Genomic DNA, 24,927 nt, shown 5'->3' on the forward strand with positions numbered 1-24,927 from the left:
AGTCAAGGCTGGAAAAACGGACGGCTTGACGCTAGTAAAACGCATGCACGATCTCGCCATAGCAGGTGCCGGACCCGCCGGAGCCTCTGCGGCGCGGGCCGCTGCCCGTGCCGGGCTCTCCGTGCTGCTCTTCGACAAGGACCGCTTCCCGAGGCCCAAGCCCTGCGGCGGCGCCCTCTCCGAGCACGCCGTCAAGGCCCTGGACTTCCCCCTGCCCGACGACCTGATCGAGCGCGACTACCACGGCGGGCTTTTGTGCATCGACGCCCGCCGCACCCTGGCCGCGCCGCCGTGGCGCACGGGCGTGCTGGTCACGCGGGAGCGTTTCGACGCCCTGCTGGTGGACAAGGCGCGCGAGGCCGGGGCCGAGGTGCGCGAGGGCGTGAAGGTGCTCGGCTTCGCCGAGGACGGGGAGGGGGTCAGGCTCCGGACCTCGGCGGGCGAGGCGCGGGCGCGCCTGCTGCTCGTGTGCGAGGGGGCGTCCGGCCGCCTCAAGCACGCCGTGCGTCCCCCGGACTCGCCGCACGAGTACAACTACTGCGTCTGCGCCGACGTGCCCAACGCTCCGGACTCCGCGCCCGGCGCCGCTGTCTCCGGCAAGCCCCTGGTGCTTCATTTCGGCATCTGCCGCGTGAGCTACGGCTGGGTCTTCCCCAGGCGCACGGACTCCTCCGTGGGCATGGGCGAGCTGGGCACCGAGCGCCGCAAGGCCGTGGCCCATCTCATGGAGCTTCTGCGCGCCCACGGCGTGGAGAGGCCCGTGCGCCTGCAGGGCCACAAGATCCCCATGGGCGGGGTGGACCGGCCCGTCTACCGGGGCCGGGCCCTGCTCGCGGGGGACGCGGGCGGCTTCGCCGACCCGCTGCTCGGCGAGGGCATCTCCCACGCCATCCGCACGGGCCAGATGGCGGCGAAGGCGGTGGCAGAGGCCCTCGCCGCGGGCGATCCCCTCGCGGCCGGGCCGCTCTTCGAGCAGCTGACCCGCCCGCTGCACGAGGAGCTGCGCCACGCCCTGCGCCTCGTGCGCGCCCTGGAACACGCCCCCCGCCACCTGTACAAGGCCATGCTCTCGGACAAAAAGACCGTGCTGCGCTACGTGGACATCCTGGCCGGGCGCTGCACCTACCGCGAGTTCAATCGCTATCTGAAGCGGCGCATGCCCTGGTACCTGCTGCGCATGCTCTGGGCCTGAGCCGCTTCCGCCTCCGTCCTCCTCCCCATCTTTCTCCTTCCGTGATCCCGGGTCGCCTCCGCGGCACGAAATTCGGCCGGTGTCTGCGCGGCCCATAGCCGCACTGCACAGGCAGGGAGAGGGGAAAGTATCCGGAAAAATTCGTTTTGCATTGTTATGAAGAACAAAGTCGTGTTATGAATTCGAGGAATATCCGATGGTCGGCATGTATGCGTTTTTCCTCTTTCCGTGCCGATCGTGATGCGACGGCCACCCCCTGCTCCGCATGCTGTAAAGAGTCTCGACATGTCCACGAAGCCGTCCCGTGAATGTGCAGTCTGCCTGCGGCACGGCGCAGTCGGCGCATCTGGCATGGACAGTCCGGGATGCATTTCCCGGGGCAAGCAACATCTGAACCAGGAGTATGGACAATGTCGGTAGGCACAATTTTGCTGATCATTCTCATTCTCATGCTTCTCGGAGTGGTCCCCGCCTGGCCGTACAGCCGGAGGTGGGGCTATGGGCCGAGCGGCATCCTGGGCACGATCCTCGTCGTGCTTCTGATCCTGATCCTGCTGGGCAAGATATAGCCGTTTTCCTCCCGCCTTCCCCGAGAAGGCGGAGGAGGGGCGGGCGGCCCGCAGACGGCGCGAAAAAGGGCGGGAGGCCGATGGCCTCCCGCCCTTTTTCATGAAGCGCTCCGTTTCGCGCTCCGGCTACTGCTCGGGATACCAGAACTTGACCATGTGCTTGCCGCCGTCGGCCTTGAACAGGCAGATGATGCCGTACTTGCCCTTGGCGGAGAGGTCGAAGGCCGCGGCGTAGGTGCCGGAGTAGTCCTTCAGCGTCTCGACCTGGTCCTTGCCCGAGGGCGCGACGACCTTGATCTTGGCCTCCACCTTGGTGAGCTGGGTGCCGTCCGGCTTGAAGAACTTGACCATGACGTGGTGGGTCTTGCCGTCCTCGGCCTTCATGTGCATGGAGGCCAGGCTCATGATCTGGAACTCGGCCTTGTAGCCGTCGGCCTCGGCGGTGTGGGTGAAGGTGCCCATGGTGTCGCCGCCCTTCATGTCCATGCCGCCCATGTCCTGGCCCTTGCCCATGTCCATGCCCTGCTGCTGGGAGCCCTGGCCCTCCATGCCCTGCATGGCGAAGGCGCCGGTGCACACGGCCAGCGCGAGCGCCAGCGCGAGGGTCGCGGCCGCGGCGAGGCGCCGGGCGGTGCCGGAAGCGGTGAGGCGGGTGGTGCGCCCGGTGGTGCGGGTGATGATGCTGTTCATGATGTCCTCCTTGGGGTGCTCAGATATCGGTGAGGCGCCGCCTACTTGGGCAGGCGCCAGCCCTTCCAGATGCCGTAGATGGCCGGGACCACGACGAGGGTCATGATCGTGGCGCTGATCATGCCGCCGATCATGGGCGCGGCGATGCGCTGCATGATCTCCGAGCCCGTGCCGTGGTTCCACATGATGGGCGCGAGGCCCGCCATGATCGCGGTCACGGTCATCATCTTGGGCCGCACGCGCAGCGCCGCGCCCTCCTCGATGGCCTCGGCCAGGTGGCGGCGGTTGAACTCCGCGCCGTAGCGCTCCTTGAACGCCTTGTAGGAGATGTCCAGGTAGATGAGCATGACCACGCCCGTCTCCGCCGCCACGCCCGCCAGGGCGATGAAGCCCACGGCCACGGCCACGCTCATGTTGAAGTGCAGGAGATACATGAGCCACAGCCCGCCGGTGAGGGCGAAGGGCACGGAGAGCATGATGATCAGGCTCTCGCCGACGTTCTTGAAGTTCAGATAGAGCAGCACGAAGATGATGATGAGCGTCATGGGCACGACCACGGCCAGGCGCTGCTGGGCCCGGATCATGTATTCGTACTGGCCGCTCCAGACCAGGCTGTAGCCCGGGGGCAGCTTGACCTTGGCGGCCACGGCCTGCTGGGCGCGCTTGACGTAGGTGCCGATGTCCACGCCTCCGATGTCCACGAAGATCCAGGCGTTCTTGCGCGCGTTCTCGCTCTTGATGACCGGCGGGCCCTTTGTCACGCGGATGTCGGCCACCTCTTCCAGGGGCACGTGGCCGCCGCCGGGCAGGGGCACCAGGACACGGCGCAGCTTCTCCGGGGTATCGCGCAGCTCGGAGGGGTAGCGCAGGTTGACCGGATAGCGCTCCTGCCCCTCGACCGTGTAGGTCACGTTCATGCCGCCCACGGCGCTGCTGATGACGTCCTCCACGTCGCCCACGGAGAGCCCGTAGCGCGCGGCCTCTCCCCGCCTGACCTTGATGTCCAGGTAGTTGCCGCCCGTGGTGCGCTCTGCGTAGGCGCTGGCCGTGCCCGGCACCTCGCGCAGCACGGCCTCGATCTTCTGGCCGATGTCCGAGAGGGTCTGCAGGTCGTCGCCCTTGATCTTGATGCCCACGGGCGTCTTGATGCCCGTGGAGAGCATGTCGATGCGCGTCTTGATGGGCATGGTCCAGGCGTTGGTGAGCCCCGGGATCTGGATGGCCTTGTCCATCTGCTCCACGAGCTTCTCGGTGGTCATGCCCGCGGGCCACTGGTCCTGGGGCTTGAGCATGATCGTGGTCTCGAACATGGACAGCGGCGCCGGGTCCGTCGCCGTCTCGGCGCGGCCCGCCTTGCCCGTGACCCGCTCCACCTCCGGGAAGGTGGCGATGATGCGGTCGGTCTGCTGCAGGAGCTCCTTGGCCTTGGCGATGGAGATGCCGGGAAGGGTCGTGGGCATGTAGAGCAGGTCGCCCTCGTTCAGCGGCGGCATGAACTCGGAGCCGATGTTCCTCCAGGGGATGTAGGTCAGCGCCAGGCAGGCCGCGGCGAGCAGGATGATCAGCCACTTGGCCTTGAGCACCAGGCGGATGACGGGCTGGTAGATCCAGATCAGGAAGCGGTTCACCGGGTTCCTGGTCTCGGGCACGATCTTGCCGCGGATCAGGTAGCCCATGAGGATGGGCACCACGGTGATGGCCAGCACGGCCGCGCCCATCATGGCGTAGGTCTTGGTGAAGGCCAGGGGCTTGAAGAGGCGGCCCTCCTGCGCCTCCAGGGTGAAGACGGGCAGGAAGCTGACCGCGATGATGAGCAGCGAGAAGAAGAGGGAGGGGCCGACCTCCTTGGACGACTCGTAGACCAGCCGCCAGCGGCTCGTGGTGCCGTCGTCGTGCTCGATGTGCTTGTGCACGTTTTCGATCATGACGATGGCCCCGTCCACCATGGCGCCGATGGCGATGGCGATGCCGCCCAGGCTCATGATGTTGGCGTTCAGCCCCTGGATGCGCATGAGCAGGAAGCTCACGAGCACGCCGATGGGCAGGGTGATGATGCCCACGAGCGCGCTTCGCATGTGGAAGAGGAAGACCATGCAGACGATCGCCACGATGATGCTTTCCTCGATGAGCGTGCGCGTGAGCGTGTGCACGGCGCGCAGGATGAGGCCCGAGCGGTCGTAGGCGGGCACGATGTGCACGCCCTTGGGAAGGCCGGACTCGAGCTCCTTCAGGCGCTTCTTGACGCCCGCGATGGTGGTCAGGGCGTTCTCGCCGTAGCGCATGATGACCACGCCGCCCACGACCTCGCCCTGCCCGTTCTCGTCCAGCAGGCCGCGTCTGAGCTCGGGGCCGATCTTCACCTCGGCCACGTTGCGCATGAGGATGGGCACGCCGGTCTGCCTGTCCGTGCCGAGCGGGATGTTCTCGATGTCAGGGACGCCCTTCAGGTAGCCCTGGCCCCGGACCATGAACTCGGTCTCGCCCATCTCGATGACCCTGCCGCCCACGTCGTTGTTCGAGCGCTTGATGGCCATCTTCACGCGGTCGATGGAGAGGTTGTAGGCCTCGAGCTTGTTGGGGTCGACGATGACCTGGTACTGCTTGACGAAGCCGCCCACCGAGGCCACCTCGGCCACGCCCGGCACGCTCGTCAGCTCGTAGCGCAGGAACCAGTCCTGGATGGAGCGCAGCTGCGCCAGGTCGTGGTTGTCGGACTTCAGCAGGTACTCGTAGACCCAGCCCACGCCCGTGGCGTCCGGGCCTATCTGGGGCGCGACGCCCGCGGGCAGCTTGCCCGAGACGTAGTTCAGGGCCTCCATGACGCGGCTGCGCGCCCAGTAGAGGTCCGTGCCGTCCTCGAAGATGACGTAGACGAAGGAGACGCCGAAGAAGGAGTAGCCGCGCACGACCTTGGCGTAGGGCACGGAGAGCATGGCCGTGGTCAGGGGATAGGTGACCTGGTCCTCGACCACCTGCGGCGCCTGGCCCGGGTAGTCGGTGAGCACGATGACCTGCACGTCCGAGAGGTCCGGGATGGCGTCCAGGGGCATGGAGCGCATGGCCCAGTAGCCCGCGGCCACGATGAAGAGCGTGGCCAGCAGGACCAGGAACTTGTTCTTCAGGGACAGCTCGATGATTTTGGCGATCATGAGCGGCCCCTACTTCTTGTCCGGGGAGGTCTTGGGCGCCGGGGTCGCGGACCCCTTGGGGGCGGGCGAGCCCATGGTCATGCCGGACATGTCCAGGTCGTCGCCCTTGGGCTTGGCGGCGGACGTCCCGGAATTGCCGGAACCGCCGGAATCCATGGTCATGCCCGACATGTCGAGGTCACTGCCCGAGGTCTCGCCAGAGGTACCGCCCGAGGTACCGCCCGCGGGCGCGGCCTGGCCCGAGGCCTTGGGGCTTTTCGCCTCCATCATCTTCTCGATGGTCGCGCGCAGGTTGGATTCGGAGTCGAGCATGAACTGGGCCGAGACCACGAGCTGCTCGCCCGCCTTCAGGCCCTTCAGCACCTGGACCTGGCCGTCCTGGCCCACCGGGCCGGTGACGATCTGGCGCGGCTCGAAGCGGCCCTTGCCCAGGGCCACGAAGACCACCTTGCGCACGCCCGTGTCGATGATCGCCTGCTGCGGGATGACCACGGTCTTGTCCGCGATCTTCGAGCTCAGGTAGACCGTGGCGTACATCTGGGGCTTGAGCTCGATGCCCGGGTTCGGGAACTCGAGCCTGAGCCTGGCCGTGCGCGTCTGGGCCGAAAGAAAGGGATAGATGTAGCGCACCGTGCCCTTGAAACGCTTGCCCGGGATGTAGTCGAGCTCCATCTCGGCGGGCATGCCCTGGTGCACGAAGGGCAGCTCGTAGGAGTAGACCTCGGCGTCCACCCAGATGGTGGAGAGGTCGCCGATCTCGTACTGCTTGTCGCCCATCTTGACGTAGCTGCCGAGCACGGCGTTCTTGGCCGTGACCACGCCGCTGACCGGCGAGTAGACCGTGATCGTCTTGCTCACCGCCCCGCCGTTCTCGATGCGCCGGATCTGCGCCGGGGAGAGGTCCCAGTAGCGCAGCTTGGTGCGCGAGGCCTCGAGCAGCCGCTTGGCCTCCTCGCGCACGCTCGAAAATTCGCTGTTCGCGAGCTCGGCGTTCTGGCGCAGGGCGAGCCTGTACTCCTCCTGGGCCGTGACCAGGTCCGGACTGTAGATGTCGAAGAGCGGCTGGCCCTTCTTCACCTGCTGGCCCACGTAGTCCACGTAGATGCGCTCGATCCAGCCGTTGAACTTGGTGGTCACCACGGCGCTCTGCGACTGGTCGTAGCCGAGCGTGCCCATGGCGCGGATGGAGCGCGAAAGCGGCTTCTCCTCCACGGTCTGGGTGCGCACGCCCATGTTCTGCAGGGTCACGGGGTCGATGCGGATGGTGGAGCTCGGCTCCTTCTCCCCGCCCTCGTCCTGGTAGACGGGCACGAGGTCCATGCCCATGGGCGACTTGCCGGGCTCGTTCCGGATGTACGTGGGGTCCATGGGCGCGACCCAGTACTTGATGCGCTTGCCGGTCTTGGGGTCGATCTCCCCGGCCTTGGGCCCCTCGGCCGCGGCCGCGTCGGCCGGGCCCGGGAGGGCCGAGAGAAGCCCGGCGGAGGGGGCGGGAACGGGCGCGGGCGTCCAGGAGGCCGCGAGGAAGGTGGCGAAGAGGGCTGCGGTGGCGAGTGCGATGCGTTTCATTGGCTGTCTCCTGGGCGCGTAAGGATCACTGGTTCCGGGCCGGGGCGGGCGCTGCCTGGGGCGCTGCCTGGGCCGCCGCGGAATCGAGGGGGCCGCCCACGACCTCTTCCAGGGCCGCCATCTTGGCGTAGACGTCGAAAAGGTAGCGCTTGACCTGCAGCTCGGAGGTCAGAAGCCGGGTCTGGGCCGCGATCATGGTGCTGAACTCCACCTTGCCGGTCTGGTAGGCCGCGAGCGAGGCCTCGGCCCACTGCGAGGTCTGGGCCAGCAGGGCGCTCTTGAAGAGGCGGTAGTTGTCCCGGGTGCGGGTGATTTCGTCCACCAGGGCGTCCACCTTGTGCGGCAGCGCCTCCTCGAGCCCGGCCACGGAGCGCGAGGCCGCGGACTGCGCCTTCTTGGCGGAGTCGAGCTGGCTGTCCTGGCGGGTTCCGGCCCACAGCGGCACGGAGAAGCTGACCCCGGCGGAGAGGAAGTCCGGCCGGTCCAGGCCGGTGTTCGGGTCGCTCTCGCGGAAGCCGTAGGCCACGTTGACGTTCATGTCCGGGTAGTAGTCCTTCTGGGCCAGCTCCACGAGGACCTTGGAGCGTTCCTCCTCCACGCGGCGCGCGGCCAGGGCGGGGTTCCCCGCCACGGCGCGCCGCGTGAGCTCGTCCGCCTCCAGGCGTCCGGCGGGCAGGGACAGGTCGCCCGGCCCCGTGACCTCCACGAAGTGGTCGCGGTTCAGGAGCTCGTTGATGCGGTCGGCCAGGGTGCGGCGGCGCCGCTCGAGGCTCGTCTTCTCGTCCAGGAGCCTGGTGGCCTCCACCTGGGCCTGCAGGATGTCCTGCTGCAGACCGCCGCTCGTGGCGTAGCGCGACTCGGCCACGCGCATCATCTGGTCCACCAGGGCGGTCAGGCGGGCGTTGGTGGCCAGGCTCTGCTCCACGAAGCCGAGGTCGAACCAGGCCTGGGCGACCTGGGCGGCCAGGGCGAGGCGCTGGGCCTCGTAGACCTGCCGCTGCTTGACCGCCTGGAGCACGGCCGCCTTCTCGCGGAGGCTGAGGGTGCCGAACCAGGGCAGGCTCTGCGAGAGCGAGACCTGCTTCTGGGTCATGGCCTCCTGGTTGGTCTTGAAGGTGTCCACGGGCACGTTCAGCATGGCCAGTCCGACGCGCGGATCGGCGAGCGATCCGGCGTAGGGCGCCTTGGCGCGCAGGCTCTCGGCCTGCTCCCTGGTCGAGGCCAGGTCCTGGTTGTCCTGCCAGGCCTCCTCGATGAGCTCGCGCAGCGCGGGCGGCGCCCATCTCCCGACCTCCGGGGCGGGCGCCTGCGCGGCGCCGGGCGTGCCGCCGTGGTCCATCGGCCCTGCGGCCGGAGCCTGGGGCGCCGCCTGGGCGAAGGCCGCCAGCGGAAGAAGGAGTGCGGCCGCGATGGCCAGGAAAAAGGATGTGCCGCGAGTCATTTCGTCTCCTCCATGGCCGTGTCTTCCATGGCCGCCGTGTCCTGAAGCGCCTTGATGACCACCACGGTCACGTCGTCCTGCTGCTTGCCGCAGCCCGAGAAGCGGCGCACGTCCTCGACCACGAGCCGCCTGATCTCCTCGGCCGAGGCGGTCGCGGCCCCGGCCAGCAGCCTCTTGAGCCTGTCCTTGCCGTACTGCCGCCCCTCGCCGTCCGTGGCCTCCCACACGCCGTCCGTGGCCAGGAGCACCACCTGCCCCGGGGCCAGGGCCACGCCGGCGTTCTCCGGGTAGACCGCTTCCGGATCCACGCCGAGGGCGGTGCCGCCGCTGCCCGCGAGTTCGAGCACGCCGCCCGCCTCCGCCCGGGGGTGGCCGGGGGCATAGAGGAAGGCCGGGTCGTGGCCCGCGCGCAGCCAGGCCAGCCCGCCGGTCGCCGGATCCAGGGAGAGCAGGAAGAGGGTCATGAAGTCGCCGGTCTCGTAAGTGTCCGCGAGCACGAGGCGGTTCACGTCCCCGGCCACCGCGCTGAGCGATCCCTGCTCGACCGAGCGGCCGCGCAGGAAGCCGCGGATGGAGGCCATGAGCAGGGCCGCGGGCAGGCCGTGGCCCGAGACGTCGCCCACGGCCGCGACCAGGCGGCCGTCGGCCAGGCCGATGAAATCGTAGTAGTCGCCGCCGGTCTCGTCGCAGGAGTCGCTGCCGCCCGCCACGTCGAAGCCGGGGACGGCGGGGAGGCTGTGCGGCTGCAGCCGCGACTGGATGCCCTGGGCCAGGCGCAGGGTCTCCTTCATGCGCACCTGGTCCTCCAGTGCCGGGACCAGGGAGTTGAAGGTCTGGGCCAGGTCGCCCAGTTCGTCGTGGGCGATGACCGGTGCGCGGGCCGCGAAGTCGCCCTTGGCGACCCGGGACACGGCCCCGGCCAGGCTTGCCACCACGCGCGTGATGCGCCGCGAGACGAGCAGGGCCACGCCCAGGCAGACGGCCAGCACGGCCGCGAGGTCGAAGATCACGGTGTGCTCGTGCTTCCGGGCCTGGGCCGTGATGTATTCTCCGGTTGCGGTGGCCTGGGCCACGACCTCCTGCTCCGGCACGGCGATGACCAGCGCGGTGCCGCCGTGGAAGATCGGGGCGTAGGCCAGGAGCGAGGTGCCGGAACTTTGGGAGGCGCCCGGGGCGGACGGGTTGCCTGCCAGGTCCACCAGCCTGTCCCCGGAATTGCCCGCGTCGATGTCCGCGATCATGGCCTCGAGCACGGCGGGGTCCTTCAGCCTGAACCACTCGGGCGCCCGCGGCAGGCGCCAGCGGTGGAGGAAAGGGCCGCCGCGCCGGCCCGCGGCTCCGGCGCCCAGGCCCTGGCCCCGGGGCCGCATGTTTCCGGGAGAGGGGGGCGCGGCTTCGAGCTCGGTCCTCGCTCCGGCCTGCGCGTCGGCGCCGGAGACGTCGGCCGCGACCAGGCGAAGCCCCCGGTTGCCGTCGGCGTCGTCGGCCGGGCGTACGATCCAGGTGTGCAGGCCGGAAAAGAGCAGGTGCTGGGGGTTCTGGTGCAGCAGGAAGGCCAGGGGAACGCAGATGGCGGTCACGCCCACGGGGCGCCCGTCCAGGCGCACGGGCGTGCTCACGGTGATCACCGGCTCGCCCGTGAAGGGGTCCTCGTAGGGCAGGGACCAGGTCATGCCGCCCGTCTCGAGGGGTTTGGAGTACCAGGGCATGCGGCGGGGATCGTACATCATGGGCACGCTGCCCGCGGGCAGGCTCTCCCTGGCCGGATAGAAGGCGAAGACCCCGTCGTCCAGGGCCGTGAACTGGCGCAGGGCCAGGTCGCCCAGGAGGTCGCGGGCCCGGGCGTGCAGCGGGGCCATGTGCGAGAGGGCGCGGATGTCCGCTGACCTCTGCCCCTCGCCCGCGGCCACGGCGCCGGGCGAGAAGATGCCCATCCGGCCGGAATCGGAGTCCGAATCGCGGCCTTCGTCCTGCGGGACCGCCGCCTTCCCGGTTTCGCCAGGGCCGGGCTGCTCCGTGCCGTCCTGCGTCGTGCCGCCCATCATGTGCCGCATGTCCTGGTCCATGCCGTTCATCATGCCGCGCATCATGCCGCCCATTCCTCGGCCGCCCATTCCCCGGCCTCCCATGCCCTGGCCCATGCCGCCTTCGGACACGGTGCGCACATAGAGCGCCGCGCTCTGCGGGGGGTGGGAGAGGAGGTCCTCCACGTCGCGGGCCTGCGCGCCGAGCACTGCCTGCAGCAGGTCGAACTCGCGGTGCAGGACCAGGGCGTGGTCCTCGATGAGGCGGCGCAGGTTGGCCCGCGCCTGCAGGGAGAGCGTCTCGCGCGTGCGTCGGCTCACGTCCGCGCCCATGTGGCGCATGGTCGAAAGGCCGGAGAGCCCGATCGCCAGTGCGGGCAGCAGGGAGATGGTCAGCAGGAGGAGCAGCAGCTTCCAACGGATTCGCACGGTCATTCTCGGAGGTTTTTCCTCAACAGGTAACAGAAGTTCGGCTATTTGTGCCAGCGGGATTTTGCTCCCGGACGCATCGACGGCAGACCGGGGGATGCCGGGTTTTCCCTGGCGGAGGGGCGTTCCATCTGGTCGGCGCGCGCGGACATATTCCCTCCCGAAAAAGTCTGCATCGTGGAAAGCAGGACTCGTACCAAACAGAAATATTCTATGATGTCAATTAATTGGAAATTCGATACGAGAGCCATGTGCAATTCGTTGCACGTATATGCACAGACATCTGCACGGACATCTGCACATCGAGCGGCGCAAAACTGCACAAAGGTCCGGCAAGAGGAGAAAGAATAGAGGCTCCCCGGGCGCGAGCCACAATGATTTTTTCGGACCCCGGAAGGGGGGATAGGCTGGACCTCGGAAAAGGCGGGGACGCCTTTTTGAGGCTAGCGGCGGGCGAGAAGTCCTTGCGTGGCGGATACGGGCTGCACGAGGTTGCGCTCCACGATCTCCTCGACCACGACGTCCGGGTGTTCTGCCTGCACGATCCGCTCGAGGCCCTCGGCGTCAGGCGGCAGCAGGTCCCGGTGGACGGCCACGCTGCGGCCGAAGAACTCGGCCAGAAACGAGGAGCAGGCGGTGCTCATGGTGAAGGAGTCGCCGATCATGACCAGGTGGCCCGGCAGGCCCCTCTTCTCCCAGACCGTAGGGGGGTAATAGCTCCAGGCGCGGCTCATGTAGTCGGGCACGATGCGCTTGACCGCACCGGGGATCACGGGCTCTACCAGCGGCGCTGTTCCGCGCAGCACGTACTGCAGCCCGAGCATCTGGGCCAGATCGCCGCCGTTGCGCTCCTGCACGGTCTCGCGGAAGGGAGGAGGCGGCGGCAGGAAGACGCCGCGCTCGCGCAGGGCATCGGCGATGCGCAGGGCGGCCACGAGCGCGCCCCTGTCGTTCCAGTGGGTGTCGGTGGTTTCGTAAACCTGTGCCTGCCGCGCGGCCTGGCGCAGTTCCGGGCGCAGGTCGAGGAACGGGATATCCGGCGGCGGGGGCGGCGGAAAAGGTGCTCGCGGCGGGGGTACCCTGCCGGGGAGACCGGCAATGTATGCCGAGAGCTGGTCGAGGGCGTTCTCTTCGGCTGGCCGGACGTCCGGCGGCAGGTGCTCGGGATAGATGCCCGGCTTGCTCGGCGCGACCACGAAGAGGTACGTGACGCCGCGCGCGGCCAGGAAGTCTCGCCGGGCCGCGAGGGTTTCGGCCCACTGCGCGAGCTGTGCCTGATCCAGGGGCTTTTGCCGCGTGCAGTACCCGATGGACTGGTGCAGATAGTACCAGCCGTCCCGGCCCTTGACCACGCGGGTCGAGCTGTCCGGCTTGAAGAACGTGATCTCGATCCAGTTGTGCAGGCTGATCATGGGCTGGCGCAGGCCGAAACGGTCGCCGAAGTACTTCTCGAAGGCGCCGGGGAATGCCCTGAGCGCCCCGGGGCTCGCCGGAATGCCGGGAAAAGGCGCCAGCTCGCGCTTCTCTGTCAGCGAGACATGGGCGTGAAGGTCCGTGAAGAAGCCCATCAGCGGCGGAAAGACGGCCGCCAGGAAGAGTAGCGCCAGGAGGATGCCGCCGAGGCCCTGTCCGGAAGGCTTTCGCATCCTAGAACCTGAAGTAGATGAAGGGGTTGTACGTGCTGGTCGCGACGTTCAGCAGGGACAGCAACAGGACGAGGGCCAGGGCCGGGGCCTCTGTCCCGCGCAGCGAGGCCCTCACCGGGTGCGGCAGGGGCGTGGTCTGCAGCCAGCGCAGCACCGGCGCGCACAAGAGTATGCCGGCGGCCAGGGCGACCTTTTTCTCCGGCGGCAGGTAGGCGCTCAGGGCGTAGGTCTTGGCCGAGGCGCCGGAAAGGCCGGACATGACTCGCAGGTAATGCAGGGCCTCGGGAAGCGTCTCCAAGCGGAAGAAGACCCAGGCCACCAGGACCACGAGCAGCGTGTAGGCGTGGCGCAGCATGCGCGGCAGCCGGTCGAGGGCGCGGCCGAAGCGCGTGCGTTCGAGGGACAGGAACAGGCCGTGGATGCCGCCCCAGATGACGAAGTTCCAACTCGCCCCGTGCCACAGGCCGCAGAGGAGGAAAACGGTCCACAGGTTGAGGCTCGTGCGCAGAGCTCCCAGGCGGTTCCCGCCCAGGGGGATGTAGAGGTAGTCGCGGAACCACGTGGACAGAGAGATGTGCCAGCGCCGCCAGAATTCCCGGATGGACGAGGCGACGTAGGGGAAGTCGAAATTCTCGCAGAACTCGAAACCGAGCATGCGGCCGAGCCCGATGGCCATGTCCGAGTAGCCGGAGAAGTCGTAGTAGATCTGCAGGGCGTAGCAGGCGATGCCGAGCCAGGCCAGGGAGGCGTGCAGGTCGCCCGCCGGTACGGCCATGATGCTGTCCGCCACCGCGCCCATGGAGTTGGCCAGGAGCATCTTCTTGCCCATGCCCTGCACGAAGCGCCGCACGCCCTCGGCAAAGCCGTCGAAGGTCAGGCGGCGCGACTCGATCTGCTCGGCCACGTCCTTGTAGCGCACGATGGGACCGGCGATGAGTTGGGGAAAGAGGGTGATGTACAGCGCGATCTTGGCCGGAGAGCGTTGCACCTCGACCTCGCCCCGGTAGACGTCGATGACGTAGGACAGGGCCTGGAAGGTGAAGAAGGAGATGCCGATGGGCAGGTGCACCGAGAGGGGCGGCAGCCCGGGCAGGCCCAGCGCCCCGAGCAGGGCGTCCAGGTTCCCGGCCACGAATCCGGCGTACTTGAACCAGCCGAGCTGTACCAGGTTGTAGACAACGGCCAATGCCAGGACCACGCCGCGCCGCCTTCCGCGGGCGCGCTCGAGCGCCAGCCCGAAGCCGTAGTTGGCCAGGATGGAGGCCAGCATGACCAGCACGTAGAAGGTCTCGCCCCAGGCGTAGAAAACGAGACTCGCGAGCAGCAGGAAGACGTTGCGCGTCCCTTTCGGGGCGACGAGATTGCCCGCCAGCACCAGTGGCAGGAAGAAGAAGAGGAAGATGCTCGAGGTGAAGACCATGCGTTCCTGACCGCTCCGCCTCGGGGAATTCCAGTCCTAGCTGAATCTGGACAGCACGTGGCGCGCGAGCACCTCGGCCAGGGGGGTGTCGTTGAACAGGCGGCCGTAGTCCATGTGCCGGTCGGCGCGCTCCGGGGGGACGATGTCGTCGAGCTCCTCCAGGCGCACGCGCCGGGCGAAGCCGTCCTCGATCATGTCGTCGAGGAGCCTGAACTCCGTCTCGAAGACCCAGGTCTCCTTGCCGTAGGGCAGCAGGTCGAAGAGCAGCGTGGTCATGGCCCCGGCCACGATGTTGATCCTGGCCATGAGCTCGTCCGTGATGTCGAAGACCTGCACGATGCGCTGCCGGTACTCGGGCGGCAGGCAGTAGCTGTCGAGCTGGCGCAGGGGCCGCTCGTCCGGCTTGAACTTGAAGAAGATCGTGTAGCCGAGGTCCATGAGCTTCTGGATGTAGCGGCCGATGAGCCGGGTGTTGCCCCAGAACTCGTAGGGCACGAGCACGTTCTTTTGCGAGAAGTCGGGCGACTCGAGCCGCTCGTAGGAGTAGCTGTGCTTGTTCGCGCCCTGCAGGAAGAAGCCTTCCGGATAGACCCGGCTGTGGCGGCGGATGACCTCCTCCCAGTAGCGGCCCCAGACGATGACGTTGTCGAACCACTGGTACTCGCCCGGCTCCCAGCCCTCGATCACGTATCCGGCCTGGCGGCGGGCGTACATGCCCAGCTGGTAGCCCACGCTCGGTATGCCGAGCTCCTTGCAGGCGAAGAGGATGGGGTAGACCTCGTTGGCGTCGTCGATGCCGAAGTAGACGTCGGGTTTGAGCCGCGCGAGGTTCTCCTTGTGCCGCTCGAACTCCCGCACGCCCGAGGACATGGTCTCCTCGATGGAGCGGACGGCCGCGGCGTAGAAGGCGCGCGTCAGCGGCGGAAAGGCCGAAAGGTCGTATTCATTTTTGAAGACCGGCTCGCCCGGGATGGTGCGGTGCAGGAAATAGACCGGGTGCGGCTGCCCGCCCGCCTTGTCCAGCAGCTTGGCGCTCGGCGAGTAGTTGAAGACGAAGGGGGCCTTCTTCTCCTCGAAGACCGAGAGCATCTCGCGCGTGCGGAAGTCCGAGGGGCCGTAGCGGTAGAAGAGCACCCCGCCGCTCTGCTCTGCGGACACGGCCCGGTTGTGCTCCTCGACCCGGGCCGCGAAGGCCGCCTGCCTGCGCCCCTTGGCCGGGGAGAAGCCGGGATGCATGAGGTCCCACAGGCGTCCGAAGTTCAGCCTGTTGGTGATCCAGGGCCGTTCGCGGCGCCTGGCGAGCCGTTCGAGGAGCGGCCCGTACTGCACGAAGCGGAACATGCAGCGCCAGAAGAGGAAGTTGACGCGCGAGGAGAGCCAGTTGAAGCCCAGGTGGCGGTAGTTGTCCCTGAGTTTCTTGCCGTTCGCGGCGCGCAGCTCGTAGAAGGCGAAGAGGTGCTCGAGCGCGGCCTCGAGGTCGTTGTCCGGGAAATACTGTTCCCGGCCGCGCAGTCCGCGCAGCTCGAGGATGCCGCTCGTGCCCTCCGTGACGATGACGGGAAGCATTCTCGCGTGGTCTCCGGGGCCTCAGCGGCCGCCGCCGGACAGGCGGTCGGCCAGCTTCTGCAGCTTGTTCCTGTGGGGGCGTTCCTCGCAGCGGCCGCACACGGGCATGGCCGCGCGGCCGGTCTTGAGCGACTTCAGGAAGGCCGTGCGCTCGGCGCCCTTGTAGATGGCGCTGTACTTCTCGTGGCGCAGGTTGCCGAAGATCCCGGCCTGCGGGTGCACGCAGCAGGTGACCACGGTGCCGTCGCTGTCCACGTAGAGGGTGCGGCGCTGCATGTACTCGCACAGGCCGTTTTGCGCCCGCACCTCGCGCCCCGAGGGGTTGTCCTTGGAGCCGGGCAGGGTCAGCCAGACGCGGAACTCCGCGTCCCAGCCGAGCGGGGTGAGCGTGTCGAGCCACCTGCGGCGGCCCTCGTCGGTCTCGCAGATGGTCCGGGTGTGCAGCCGCACGCCCGGGGCGTAGGCGTTGCGCAGCTCGCCCGCCTTGGCCAGGAAGGCCACGAGCTTCTCCCACTTGGCGGGCGTGCGCAGCCGCTCGTACTCGGCGGGCGTGCCGTCGCCGTCGCAGCTGACCACGAGCTTGCCGAGGACGCCGGTGCGGAAGATCTCCTCCAGCATGGCGAAGTCGTGGTGCTGGGCGTTGGTCGATATCTCCACCGTACGCACCGAGAAGGAGCGGCCGGGAATGAGCCGGAGAAGCCCGGGCACGTCCGGGTGCAGCAGCGGCTCGCCGAAATTGAACAGCCGCATGAGCTTGACCTCGGCGACGTCCAGGTTGTCCAGGCAGGCCGCGAAGTCCTCGGGCAGCACGTGCCGGATCTTGGGCGCGAGGGTGGAATTCGGACATCCCACGCAGCGCAGCTGGCAGCCGTGCACGATGTCGAAGCCGAATTTCTCGAGTTTGACAGGCAGCATGAGCGGACTCCACGCTTCGGATGGTGTGCCGCAAAGAGAAGACGCCCGGCGAAGGTTGTCAAGGTGCGGTACGAAGCGAATCGGGATGCACATAGCAGAGCCGGATTCGAGTCACAAGCGCCGCCGGAACGGCCGCGCCGGGCCGTGCGGCGGCCGGGCTAGCGCGTCACCAGGAGACGGCGGCCGAGATCCGTGAGCTGCACGCCCTCGATGAGGTAGCCCTCGGGCGTGCGCACGTGCACGCTGCGCAGGATTCCGGCCCGCACCAGCTCCTCGATCATGCCCTCTATCTGGACGAGCAGCCGCACGGGCATGACCCCGCCGTAGCGCGAGATCGAGCTGAAGGTGTCCACCAGCTCGAGGACGGTGAACTGGGAAAATTCCTTTTCCATTGCAATGGGCTCCGGGCAGGGCGTTATATTTCGGACCATTTTTATGCTGCTCGAAGCTGCGCGACAAACGACGTTTCCGTGGCGGCGCAGAGGCGGATGTGACCGGCGGACGGCCGGGGCGTAACGCGGCCTTCGGACCCTGCGCCGCGCGGGATCGAAGGCCTGGGCGAGGCGCCCCGAAGCCCGCTTGCCGGGCGCGTCGCCGGGTGAGTCGGCAGGCCCGTCGGCAGGCACGTCAGCAGGCGCGTCTGCGCGTGAAGACGAAGGCGCCGATGAGCGCGGTGAGCGGGGCGGTGGCCACGAGGCCGAGCGAGCCGACCATGGTGTTGAAGATCTCCGCGGCCACGTAGGTCAGGTTGAAGAGGTTGGCCACCGGCGTGCCCTGGGCCATGAAGACCATGAGCAGGGTCATGTAGCCGCCGGAATAGGCCAGGAGCAGGGTGGTGGTCATGGTGCCGGTCACGGCCCGGCCCACGGCGAAGCCCGAGCGCAGCGCCTCGCGGAAGTGCAGGTCCGGCTTCTTGCACAGCACCTCGTTCTGGGAGGCGGCCACGTCCATGGCCAGGTCCATGACCGCTCCGGCCGAGGCCAGGAAGATGCCCGAGAGGAAGATGCGCGTCAGGTTCAGGTGGGCGAAGCCGGTGTAGAGCAGGGTCTCGGCAAAGGGCCTGACCGCGCCGTTCAGATGAAATCCCGGGGCCAGGGCCAGGGAGAGCACGCAGGTGGTGAGCAGGCCGAGCATGGCCCCGCAGAAGGCCACGAGGCCTTTTCGCGACAGCCCGCCGACCAGGAAGATGACCGCCGAGATGAGCAGCGTGACCAGGCCGAGGGTGACCCAGATGGGGTCGTAGTCGTGCAGCATGGCGGGCACGAGCAGCTTCCAGATGGCCAGGCCGGTGAAGACGAAGGAGAGCAGGGCCTTGGCTCCCGTGGCCCCGGCGTAGAGCACGAGCAGCCCGGCGAAGAGCGCGAGGAGCAGCAGCTCCTTGTCCAGGCGGTAGTGGTCCTGCGGGTTCACGCGCGAGATCCTGCCGTCCGGCGTGGTGGTGATCACGGCCAGGGCCTCGTCCCCGGGCACGAAGATCTTGTCCAGCTCGAGCTTGCCGGTCAGGAGGTTGTCGCCCTCCACCGTCTGCCCCTTGAAGGGGCCGTCGAGCAGCTTCATGGTCAGGGTCTGCCAGCCGGTCTTGATGATCCCGAAGTGCAGCACCCGGTCGTTGTCCACGCTCACCACCCGGGCCCGGGCGCGGAGGGCCGTGGCGTCGATGCGGTTCTCGAAGCCCGTGGGCGTGAACCACAGGGCCGCGGACAGGGCCAGGAAGAGGAGCGAGAGCGTGAGGTCGCGGTTGGCGCGCAGGCGGGCGAGCATGGCAGGTCTCCGGGCTCCGGATGGGGCGCGGCGGCGGGGATCGGCCCGCCGCCGCGCGGTTTATGGGGTGTATGGCTGGAGGTGGCTAGTTCGCGGCCAGGGTCACGGGCGTGGCGGAGATGCCCATGGCCTGGGCCAGCTTCTTGAAGATGTCCGTGTTGTCGTAGTAGCCGCCGAAGAGCTGGCCCTCCACGCCGACGGCCGAGGTGGCCACGGGCACGCCGGTGTGGGAGTAGGTGGTCCAGCCGAAGCCCGCCTTCTGGTCCAGGATGTGGGTCACGGCGATGGTCAGGGGATCGTAGCTGCCGTAGAGCAGGTAGGTCTGCTCGTCCTTGGGCTTCTCGGTCTCGCCCTTCATGGAGCGCTCGAAGGCCTCCTGCAGCATGGCGATCTCGAAGGGCTTGAGCACCGTGCGGTCGGTCTTGGGATCGCCCGCGAACTTGAGCCCGAAGTTCTCGGTGATGAGCGGCTCCACGTCCTTGAAGTCGTAGTGGCCCGCGGCCTTGTCCTTGTAGTTCTTGAGCACCACGTCGGTGAACTCGGTGAAGGAGATCTTCTGGCCGTCGAGCACGGTGAAGAAGCTGTCGTACTTGGTGCCCGCGAAGCCGATGGTCAGGCCGCCGGTCTCATGGTCGGCGGTGACCACGATGAGGGTCTCCTGGGGGTGCTTCTTCATGAAGTACATGGCCTGGGCCACGGCGTCGTTGAAGGCGCTCACGTCGCGCAGGGTGGTGGTGGCGTCGTTGGCGTGGCAGGCCCAGTCGATCTTGCCGCCCTCGACCATCATGAAGAAGCCCTTGGGGTTGTCCAGCAGCTCGATGCCCTTGGCCGTGAAGTCGGCCAGGGTCAGCTCGCCGGGCCTGGTGTCGATGCCGTAGGGCATGGCCTGGTCGTCGGGCAGGCGGGGGTTGATGGCCACGACCTTGCCGTTTTTGGCCGAGAGCTTCTCGAAGGATGCCTTGTCCGTGACCACGTCGTAGCCCGCGGCGCGCACGGCGTCGAGCACGTTGCCGTGGGGGTTCTTGGACTTCTTGCCGGTGGGGTCGAGGAAGCCGCCGCCGCCGAAGTACTCGAAGCCGCTCTTGGCCAGCTCCATGCCGATCTCGTAGTAGCTTTTGCGCGACTCCTGGTGGGCGTAGAAGGAGGCCGGGGTGGCGTGGTCGATGGACACGCTGGAGACGATGCCGACCTTCATGCCGTGCTGGTGGGCCAGCTCGGCGATGTTCTTGTAGGGCTTCTTGTGGACGTCCACGCCGATGCCCGCGTTGTAGGTCTTCACCCCGCAGGCGATGGCCGTGCCCGCGGCGGCGGAGTCGGTGATGGGCGACTCGGCGGAATAGGTGGTGGTGATGCCCTGGTAGGGCATGGCGGTCATCAGCAGCTTGTCGTCGCCGACTTTGCCCTGCTTGGCCGCGTAGTAGTACTGGGTGGCGCTGACCTGGGGCAGACCCATGCCGTCGCCGATGAAGAGAAAGACATACTTGGGCTTGGCAGCCGCCTGGGCTCCGGCCGGAAGGGCCATGGCCACGGCCAGGACCGCGGCCAGGGCAAGGACCGAGGCGCGGATGGTGGGGGAAAGCTTCATTGCCGTCGTCCTCCTGAAGTGGGGTGTTTTTGGCACCCGATTTTGTCGCGCCGCCGCGTGACGCGGGCGTGACATGGAGGTTGCGATATCGGGACGGCGTGAAGAGGCTCGGGCCGAAGAAAACGGGCGCGGGGCAGAAGCCCCGCGCCCTGTCCGCATTCGTGCCGGCGCGCGGAAGGCGTGCCCGGGGCTACTTCTTCTTCGGGCTGCCGGTGGTCTTGACCGAGGCGAGCTTCTCCCAGTCGTAGTAGATGTTCGCCACCTCTCCCTTCTCTTCCGAGATCACGCGCAGATAGGTCTCGTATATTTCGAAGACCACGTCGCCGTCCATGACCTTGCCGTCGCCGTTGAACTCGATGGAGTAGCCTGCCCTGAGCTTGCGGGAGAGTCCGAGGTGGGGCATCGAGGCGTATTCGATGACCTTGATCCAGATGTCCTTCATGACGTCGTGCTCCTTTGCTGGGAAATGTGCGCTTTGCGCATTTATGTCATTATCTACGCAAACAGGTCAGGTTATTCAAGGGATAATGGAAGATTTTGTATAATTCGTGATCCTGCGGCCAAGGGAGAAAGGCTGCTTGACAGCGTGCCCCGCACCCGGCAGGGTGCTATACTGGAAACAATCCCCAGAGCCCTGTGACAGGAGAAAGGATCATGTCCCCCACCATGAACCGCCGCAGCTTCATCAAGAGCTCCATGGCCGCCGCCGCCTCGGTCGCCGTGTTTGCGACCACGGGCCTGCTCGGCCCGGCAAGCCGGGCCTTCGCCGCCACGGCGGAGCCCTTCCCGGCGCCGCCCCTGCCGTATCCGGAGAAAGCCCTGGAGCCGGTCATCTCGGCGCGCACCGTCTCCTTCCATTACGGCAAGCACACGGCGGGCTACTACGCCAACCTGAACAAGATGGTCGCGGGCACGCCCATGGCCTCCATGAAGCTCGAAGGCGTGGTCCAGGCCGTGGCAGGCGATCCCGACAAGATCGGGCTGTACCACAACGCGGCCCAGGCGCTGAACCACACCTTCTACTGGAACTGCCTGGCCCCGGGCGGCAAGACCCCGCCCTCCAAGGTCAAGGACGCCGTGGCCGCGGCCTTCGGCTCCTGGGACACCTTCGTGGACCGGTTCGAGGAGGCGGCCAAGACCCAGTTCGGCAGCGGATGGGCCTGGCTGGCCAAGTCCAAGGACGGCCTCGCCGTGGTCAAGACGGCCAACGCCGACACGCCCGTGGCCTTGGGCCATACCCCGATCCTGACCCTGGACGTCTGGGAGCACGCCTACTACCTGGACTACCAGAACCGGCGCCCCGACTACGTCAAGGCGGCCTTCGACAAGCTCGTGAACTGGGATTTCGTGGCCAGGAACCTGGCCTGACGCTTTCGCCCGGCCCGGCCGGGCACGAACGTTCTCACACCCCCAAGGATCCCCGGCGGGCAGGGAAGCGCCCTCCTCCCTGTCCGCCGGGGCACTCCTCCCCGGCGTCTTCCGCGCCGCCCCCTTGCCCCCGCGTTTCCCCGCGCATAGACTGCGCCCTTCCGGCCCGCCCCGCGCGTCCTCTCCCGGGCGCGGACAGCGGCGGGCGAACGAGCGGAGTCGCCCATGAACCGACGCGGCGCGGCCGTGGCCCTTCTCGCCCTCACGGCTCTGCTCTGGAGCTCCGGGGGCCTTTGCATCAAGCTCATCGACCTCGGCCCCATGGCCATCACCGGCGCGCGAAGCGCCCTGGCCGCGGCTGTCCTGGTCCTGGCGCTCCGGCTTTCCCGGGGCAGGGACGGGGAGGGCCGGGCGCGGTTTCGCTTCTCGCGCGCCGAGCTTTGCGGCGCCGTGGCCTACGCCGGGCTGCTCGTGAGCAACGTGGCGGCCACCAAGCTGACCACCGCGGCCAACGCCATCCTCCTGGCCTACACCGCGCCGGTCTACGTGGCGCTCCTCGCCCCGCGCCTGCTCGGCGAGCCCACGCGGCGCGGCGACTGGCTCTTCGTCCTGGCCACCCTCGCGGGCATGGTCCTCTTCTTCCTGGACAGGCTCTCGCCCGGCGGCCTCACGGGCAACCTCCTGGCCGTGGGCACCGGGCTCTCCTATGCCGCTTTCACCCTGAGCCTGCGCAGCCAGAAGGAGGCCTCGCCGCTGCGCTCCATCCTCCTCGGCCACCTGCTCACGGCCGCGGCCGGGCTGCCCTTCCTCGCCGCGGACCTCGCGCGCGGGCCCTGGCCGGGCGCGGCGAGCCTGCTCGGCCTCCTCTACCTGGGCGTGGCGCAACAGGGCGTCTCTCTGCTCCTCTACGCCTGGTGCATCAGGAGGCTCTGCGCCCTGGAGGCTATTCTGGTGATGACGCTCGAGCCCATCCTGAACCCCGTGTGGGTGGCCGTGGGCTACGGCGAGCGGCCCGGACCGTGGGCCCTGGCCGGAGGCGCGGTGGTGCTCTGCGCGGTCACCCTGCGCGGCGCGGCCGCCGCCCGGCCCGCGCGCGGCAGGGGCACGGCGGCGGAGGAAGCGGTGCAGAGCGCCTGAGCCCCGAAGGGTGGGCGAGGCGGAGACGGAAGGGCAGGGCGGCCGGAGGGGCGGCTACTTCGCCGAGTCCTCGTTCGCGTGGTCCATGTAGTAGGTGACCTTGGAGCGCGGGTTCAGGTAGGCGAAGATCTCCGGAGGGAGCTGGCCCGGGTGGATGGACTTGACCACCTGCAGGTCCGGGTCCTCCTCCATGTCGAAGATGATGGCCTCCTCCTTGGGGATCTCGGGGTCGTAGATGAGCAGCGAGGGCTTCAGCGGGTTCTTCTGGTTCACCGCGATGACCATGCCCAGCACCTCGTTCGAGAGCTGCACCAGGGTGCCCGGGGGGTAGATGCCCAGGCAGCGGATGAAGTTGGCGAAGATCTGCATGTCCAGCTTGGTCTTCAGCTTGGCGAACATGAAGGACATGGCCTGGTGCGGGGTCACGGCCTTCTGCTGGTCCGGGTTGTTGACCAGGTTGTCGTAGATGTCCGCGATGGCCGCGATGCGCGCGCCCACGTGGATCTTGGTGCCGGACAGGCGCGAGGGGTAGCCCGTGCCGTCCAGCCGCTCGTGGTGCTGGAAGATGACCGCGAGCGAGGGGTCGGTGAAGCCGCCCGCCTTGGCCGCGAGCTCCAGGCCGTACTTGGGGTGCATGTGGATGAGCTGCAGCTCGGCCTTGGTGGGGTGCGGGTTGCGCAGGATCTTCTTCTCGATGCGGTTCTTGCCGACGTCGTGGAACATGGCCCCCACGCCGACGGCCTTCAGCTCCTCGGCGGGCAGGCCGCACGCCTTGCCGATCATGAGGCAGAGCACCGAGACGTTCAGCGAGTGGTAGTAGAGCCCTTCGTCAGTGGCCTTGGTGTCCATGAGGTGGACGATGGCGTCCCTCTCCGAGAGGAAGACGTCGGCCATGTCCGAGACCAGGGCCTGGGCGTTCTGCACGGCCTCGCCCGAGCCGGTCATCACGCCCGTGAGCATGCCGGGCACCGCGGCGATGGACTTGGCGTACTTCTCCTCGCAGCGCTTGATCTCCTCGCGCTTCTGCTTGAGCTTCTCGATGCGCTCCTTCTTGACCTGCCACATGCGCTCCGTGGCCGCGTCAGGCTTCTTCTTGACCACGGCCTCGGCCTTGGGCTGCGCGTCCGCGGGCATGGGCCTCGGCAGCTTGTCGGACTTGGCCGGGACGCAGATGACCTCGGTGACGCCGCTGTCGCGCAGCGTGTTGATCTGCTCCTGCGACTTGATCTTGAACTTGTTGAACAGGAAGGGGTGGTTGAACCACGCGCCGTCGAGCTTGATGAAGACGCCGGGCTGGAGCTGGTCCACGTGTACCCGGTATTCCGGGATGCTGAAGGTCGCCATGCGGATAGAAATCCTCGTATGAATCGTTCTGAGGACGATAAGAAGAGCCGCGTCCTATGGCAAGGCCATCGACACCGCCTATATCACCCATTGCCCGGCGTCGGGAGCGGTCCCTTCCCTAGTCCTCGCCTCGTCCCAGGAGCACGCCGTCGTGGTTCTCGAGCTCGGGGTGCAGCTCGCGGTGCACCTCCTCGACCACGCGCAGGACGCCCTGGCCCAGGTCCATGTGCAGCGGCGGCGCGTACTTGCGGCCCATGCGCGGATTGAAGGAGTAGGGCGTGATCTCGTAGTGCGCCGAGCCCTTCTCCGAGAAGAACTCGAAACGCACGCCGCCTCCCAGGATCTCCGCGATCATCTTCATCACGTCGCCCACGCGCATGGCCTGGTGCCCGGTGAGCACGATGCGCGAGTTGGCGAACTCGGGCTTCAGTATCTCCACGCTGGCCAGGGCCGCGTCCTCCACGTGGATGTACTCGCGCAGGGCGTCGGGCGAGCCGTAGTAGCGGATCACGCCCTCGTCCATGGCCTGGCGCACGAAGCGGTAGATGGCGTTGCGCAGGTCCGCGCGCGGTCCGTAGAGCGAGCCGTAGCGCAGGATGGTGTACTCCAGGCCGAAGTTCTCGTGGTAGGTCTCGATGAACAGCTCGCTGGCCTGCTTGGAGCAGCGGTAGAAGCCGCCCGAGGCGCTGTAGACGTAGACCGTGGAGGCGTAGACGAAGCGGCGCACGTTCTCCAGGCGGCAGGCCTCGAGGACCACCGTGTTGCCCAGGATGTTGGCCTTCACCGTCTCCACGGGCAGCACGTTGGCCTCGCCGATGTCCGCGATGCCCGCGAAGTTGAAGACCGCCTCGGCTCCGGAGACCGCCTCGCGCACCGCGGTCTCGTCCAGGATGTCGCCCTGTATCGTGCGCTGCCCGGGCACGGGCCAGGGCGAGGCGCTGCGGTCGAAGACGGTCACCTCGTGGCCGGCCGCGGCGAGCTTGTCGCAGACGTGCGAGCCCAGGAACCCCGAGCCTCCGAAAACCGTGACCTTCATTTTCTTCTCACTTCCTCTCGCCGCTGCGGCGCGGCGATGGTAGAGATTGATTCCGCCGTGCGTGCGGGGCCGGAAAAATCCCCGGG

Annotated in this window: 19 protein-coding genes; 4 read left to right on the forward strand and 15 right to left on the reverse strand. The window is 67.8% G+C overall.

Annotation, left to right across the window (positions count from 1 at the left end; genetic code table 11):
• Positions 1 to 43: 43 nt before the first annotated feature.
• Together DSX2_RS12395 and DSX2_RS18085 are read left to right on the forward strand one after the other, a co-directional pair.
• Positions 44 to 1,192 carry a geranylgeranyl reductase family protein gene (locus DSX2_RS12395; protein WP_020881164.1) on the forward strand — a complete coding sequence of 383 codons (1,149 nt, stop codon included), beginning with the start codon at positions 44 to 46 and terminating at the stop codon, positions 1,190 to 1,192.
• Positions 1,193 to 1,602: 410 nt separating this feature from the next.
• Positions 1,603 to 1,761 carry a DUF3309 family protein gene (locus DSX2_RS18085; protein WP_020881165.1) on the forward strand — a complete coding sequence of 53 codons (159 nt, stop codon included), beginning with the start codon at positions 1,603 to 1,605 and terminating at the stop codon, positions 1,759 to 1,761.
• A 126-nt stretch (positions 1,762 to 1,887) separates the two neighbouring features.
• On the opposite strand, the gene DSX2_RS17705 is transcribed toward DSX2_RS18085, so the two are convergent.
• The 13 genes from DSX2_RS17705 to DSX2_RS12465 all read right to left on the reverse strand — a co-directional run bounded on the left by DSX2_RS17705 (position 1,888) and on the right by DSX2_RS12465 (position 20,398).
• Positions 1,888 to 2,451, reverse strand: coding sequence for a hypothetical protein (locus DSX2_RS17705; RefSeq protein WP_020881166.1), 564 nt, complete (start codon positions 2,449 to 2,451; stop codon positions 1,888 to 1,890).
• Between the two features lie 41 nt (positions 2,452 to 2,492).
• Entirely contained in the window at positions 2,493 to 5,600 is a 3,108-nt protein-coding gene (locus DSX2_RS12410; protein ID WP_020881167.1) for an efflux RND transporter permease subunit, read from the reverse strand.
• 9 nt (positions 5,601 to 5,609) lie between these two features.
• Positions 5,610 to 7,169: an efflux RND transporter periplasmic adaptor subunit gene (locus DSX2_RS12415; protein WP_020881168.1), complete on the reverse strand. Its 1,560-nt coding sequence runs from the start codon at positions 7,167 to 7,169 to the stop codon at positions 5,610 to 5,612.
• A gap of 25 nt (positions 7,170 to 7,194) precedes the next feature.
• A complete protein-coding gene (locus DSX2_RS12420; RefSeq protein WP_020881169.1) occupies positions 7,195 to 8,610 on the reverse strand; it encodes a TolC family protein in 1,416 nt (471 codons plus the stop codon).
• Complete coding sequence (locus DSX2_RS12425; RefSeq protein ID WP_020881170.1) at positions 8,607 to 11,069, reverse strand: SpoIIE family protein phosphatase; 2,463 nt, start codon at positions 11,067 to 11,069, stop codon at positions 8,607 to 8,609. The genes DSX2_RS12420 and DSX2_RS12425 overlap by 4 nt, the downstream gene beginning before the upstream one ends.
• A 437-nt stretch (positions 11,070 to 11,506) precedes the next feature.
• The gene (locus DSX2_RS12430; RefSeq protein ID WP_020881171.1) at positions 11,507 to 12,709 is read right to left on the reverse strand and encodes an alginate O-acetyltransferase; all 1,203 of its coding nucleotides are present in this window, start codon (positions 12,707 to 12,709) and stop codon (positions 11,507 to 11,509) included.
• Position 12,710: 1 nt separating this feature from the next.
• Complete coding sequence (locus DSX2_RS12435) at positions 12,711 to 14,129, reverse strand: MBOAT family protein (RefSeq protein WP_020881172.1); 1,419 nt, start codon at positions 14,127 to 14,129, stop codon at positions 12,711 to 12,713.
• 36 nt (positions 14,130 to 14,165) lie between these two features.
• On the reverse strand, positions 14,166 to 15,695 hold the full coding sequence (locus DSX2_RS12440; protein WP_020881173.1) for a hypothetical protein: 1,530 nt from the start codon (positions 15,693 to 15,695) through the stop codon (positions 14,166 to 14,168).
• Positions 15,696 to 15,716: 21 nt separating this feature from the next.
• Positions 15,717 to 16,610, reverse strand: a complete 894-nt coding sequence (locus DSX2_RS12445) for a radical SAM/SPASM domain-containing protein (RefSeq protein WP_020881174.1) — start codon at positions 16,608 to 16,610, stop codon at positions 15,717 to 15,719.
• 158 nt (positions 16,611 to 16,768) lie between these two features.
• Positions 16,769 to 17,002, reverse strand: a complete 234-nt coding sequence (locus DSX2_RS12450) for a hypothetical protein (RefSeq protein WP_020881175.1) — start codon at positions 17,000 to 17,002, stop codon at positions 16,769 to 16,771.
• Between the two features lie 235 nt (positions 17,003 to 17,237).
• The gene (locus DSX2_RS12455) at positions 17,238 to 18,371 is read right to left on the reverse strand and encodes a YibE/F family protein (RefSeq protein WP_020881176.1); all 1,134 of its coding nucleotides are present in this window, start codon (positions 18,369 to 18,371) and stop codon (positions 17,238 to 17,240) included.
• Positions 18,372 to 18,456: 85 nt separating this feature from the next.
• Positions 18,457 to 19,956: an alkaline phosphatase gene (locus DSX2_RS12460; RefSeq protein ID WP_020881177.1), complete on the reverse strand. Its 1,500-nt coding sequence runs from the start codon at positions 19,954 to 19,956 to the stop codon at positions 18,457 to 18,459.
• A 190-nt stretch (positions 19,957 to 20,146) separates the two neighbouring features.
• Complete coding sequence (locus DSX2_RS12465) at positions 20,147 to 20,398, reverse strand: hypothetical protein (protein ID WP_020881178.1); 252 nt, start codon at positions 20,396 to 20,398, stop codon at positions 20,147 to 20,149.
• 212 nt (positions 20,399 to 20,610) lie between these two features.
• Between DSX2_RS12465 and DSX2_RS12470 the strand changes: the two genes are divergently transcribed.
• Together DSX2_RS12470 and DSX2_RS12475 are read left to right on the forward strand one after the other, a co-directional pair.
• Positions 20,611 to 21,324, forward strand: a complete 714-nt coding sequence (locus DSX2_RS12470) for a superoxide dismutase (RefSeq protein ID WP_020881179.1) — start codon at positions 20,611 to 20,613, stop codon at positions 21,322 to 21,324.
• 225 nt (positions 21,325 to 21,549) lie between these two features.
• A complete protein-coding gene (locus DSX2_RS12475; RefSeq protein ID WP_020881180.1) occupies positions 21,550 to 22,461 on the forward strand; it encodes a DMT family transporter in 912 nt (303 codons plus the stop codon).
• A 54-nt stretch (positions 22,462 to 22,515) separates the two neighbouring features.
• Here the strand turns inward: DSX2_RS12475 and DSX2_RS12480 are convergent, their stop codons facing one another.
• Together DSX2_RS12480 and DSX2_RS12485 are read right to left on the reverse strand one after the other, a co-directional pair.
• Positions 22,516 to 23,805 (reverse strand): HD-GYP domain-containing protein, encoded by a 1,290-nt coding sequence (locus tag DSX2_RS12480; RefSeq protein ID WP_020881181.1) that lies wholly within the window; start codon positions 23,803 to 23,805, stop codon positions 22,516 to 22,518.
• Between the two features lie 118 nt (positions 23,806 to 23,923).
• The gene (locus tag DSX2_RS12485) at positions 23,924 to 24,841 is read right to left on the reverse strand and encodes an NAD(P)-dependent oxidoreductase (RefSeq protein WP_020881182.1); all 918 of its coding nucleotides are present in this window, start codon (positions 24,839 to 24,841) and stop codon (positions 23,924 to 23,926) included.
• Between the last annotated feature and the right edge of the window lie 86 nt (positions 24,842 to 24,927).

Origin of the sequence: Desulfovibrio sp. X2 (genome assembly GCF_000422205.1) — a bacterium.
Taxonomy (GTDB): Bacteria; Desulfobacterota; Desulfovibrionia; order Desulfovibrionales; family Desulfovibrionaceae; genus Alkalidesulfovibrio.

Excerpts from the sequence above, each read along its gene's own strand:
- DSX2_RS12470 (WP_020881179.1), top strand. The coding sequence starts at position 20,611 with ATGTCCCCCACCATGAACCGCCGCAGCTTCATCAAGAGCTCCATGGCC.
- DSX2_RS18085 (WP_020881165.1), top strand. The coding sequence starts at position 1,603 with ATGTCGGTAGGCACAATTTTGCTGATCATTCTCATTCTCATGCTTCTC.
- DSX2_RS12475 (WP_020881180.1), top strand. The coding sequence starts at position 21,550 with ATGAACCGACGCGGCGCGGCCGTGGCCCTTCTCGCCCTCACGGCTCTG.
- DSX2_RS12415 (WP_020881168.1), bottom strand. The coding sequence starts at position 7,169 with ATGAAACGCATCGCACTCGCCACCGCAGCCCTCTTCGCCACCTTCCTC.
- DSX2_RS17705 (WP_020881166.1), bottom strand. The coding sequence starts at position 2,451 with ATGAACAGCATCATCACCCGCACCACCGGGCGCACCACCCGCCTCACC.
- DSX2_RS12410 (WP_020881167.1), bottom strand. The coding sequence starts at position 5,600 with ATGATCGCCAAAATCATCGAGCTGTCCCTGAAGAACAAGTTCCTGGTC.
- DSX2_RS12455 (WP_020881176.1), bottom strand. The coding sequence starts at position 18,371 with ATGCTCGCCCGCCTGCGCGCCAACCGCGACCTCACGCTCTCGCTCCTC.
- DSX2_RS12395 (WP_020881164.1), top strand. The coding sequence starts at position 44 with ATGCACGATCTCGCCATAGCAGGTGCCGGACCCGCCGGAGCCTCTGCG.
- DSX2_RS12485 (WP_020881182.1), bottom strand. The coding sequence starts at position 24,841 with ATGAAGGTCACGGTTTTCGGAGGCTCGGGGTTCCTGGGCTCGCACGTC.
- DSX2_RS12425 (WP_020881170.1), bottom strand. The coding sequence starts at position 11,069 with ATGACCGTGCGAATCCGTTGGAAGCTGCTGCTCCTCCTGCTGACCATC.
- DSX2_RS12445 (WP_020881174.1), bottom strand. The coding sequence starts at position 16,610 with ATGCTGCCTGTCAAACTCGAGAAATTCGGCTTCGACATCGTGCACGGC.
- DSX2_RS12440 (WP_020881173.1), bottom strand. The coding sequence starts at position 15,695 with ATGCTTCCCGTCATCGTCACGGAGGGCACGAGCGGCATCCTCGAGCTG.
- DSX2_RS12480 (WP_020881181.1), bottom strand. The coding sequence starts at position 23,805 with ATGGCGACCTTCAGCATCCCGGAATACCGGGTACACGTGGACCAGCTC.
- DSX2_RS12450 (WP_020881175.1), bottom strand. The coding sequence starts at position 17,002 with ATGGAAAAGGAATTTTCCCAGTTCACCGTCCTCGAGCTGGTGGACACC.
- DSX2_RS12420 (WP_020881169.1), bottom strand. The coding sequence starts at position 8,610 with ATGACTCGCGGCACATCCTTTTTCCTGGCCATCGCGGCCGCACTCCTT.
- DSX2_RS12435 (WP_020881172.1), bottom strand. The coding sequence starts at position 14,129 with ATGGTCTTCACCTCGAGCATCTTCCTCTTCTTCTTCCTGCCACTGGTG.
- DSX2_RS12465 (WP_020881178.1), bottom strand. The coding sequence starts at position 20,398 with ATGAAGGACATCTGGATCAAGGTCATCGAATACGCCTCGATGCCCCAC.
- DSX2_RS12430 (WP_020881171.1), bottom strand. The coding sequence starts at position 12,709 with ATGCGAAAGCCTTCCGGACAGGGCCTCGGCGGCATCCTCCTGGCGCTA.
- DSX2_RS12460 (WP_020881177.1), bottom strand. The coding sequence starts at position 19,956 with ATGAAGCTTTCCCCCACCATCCGCGCCTCGGTCCTTGCCCTGGCCGCG.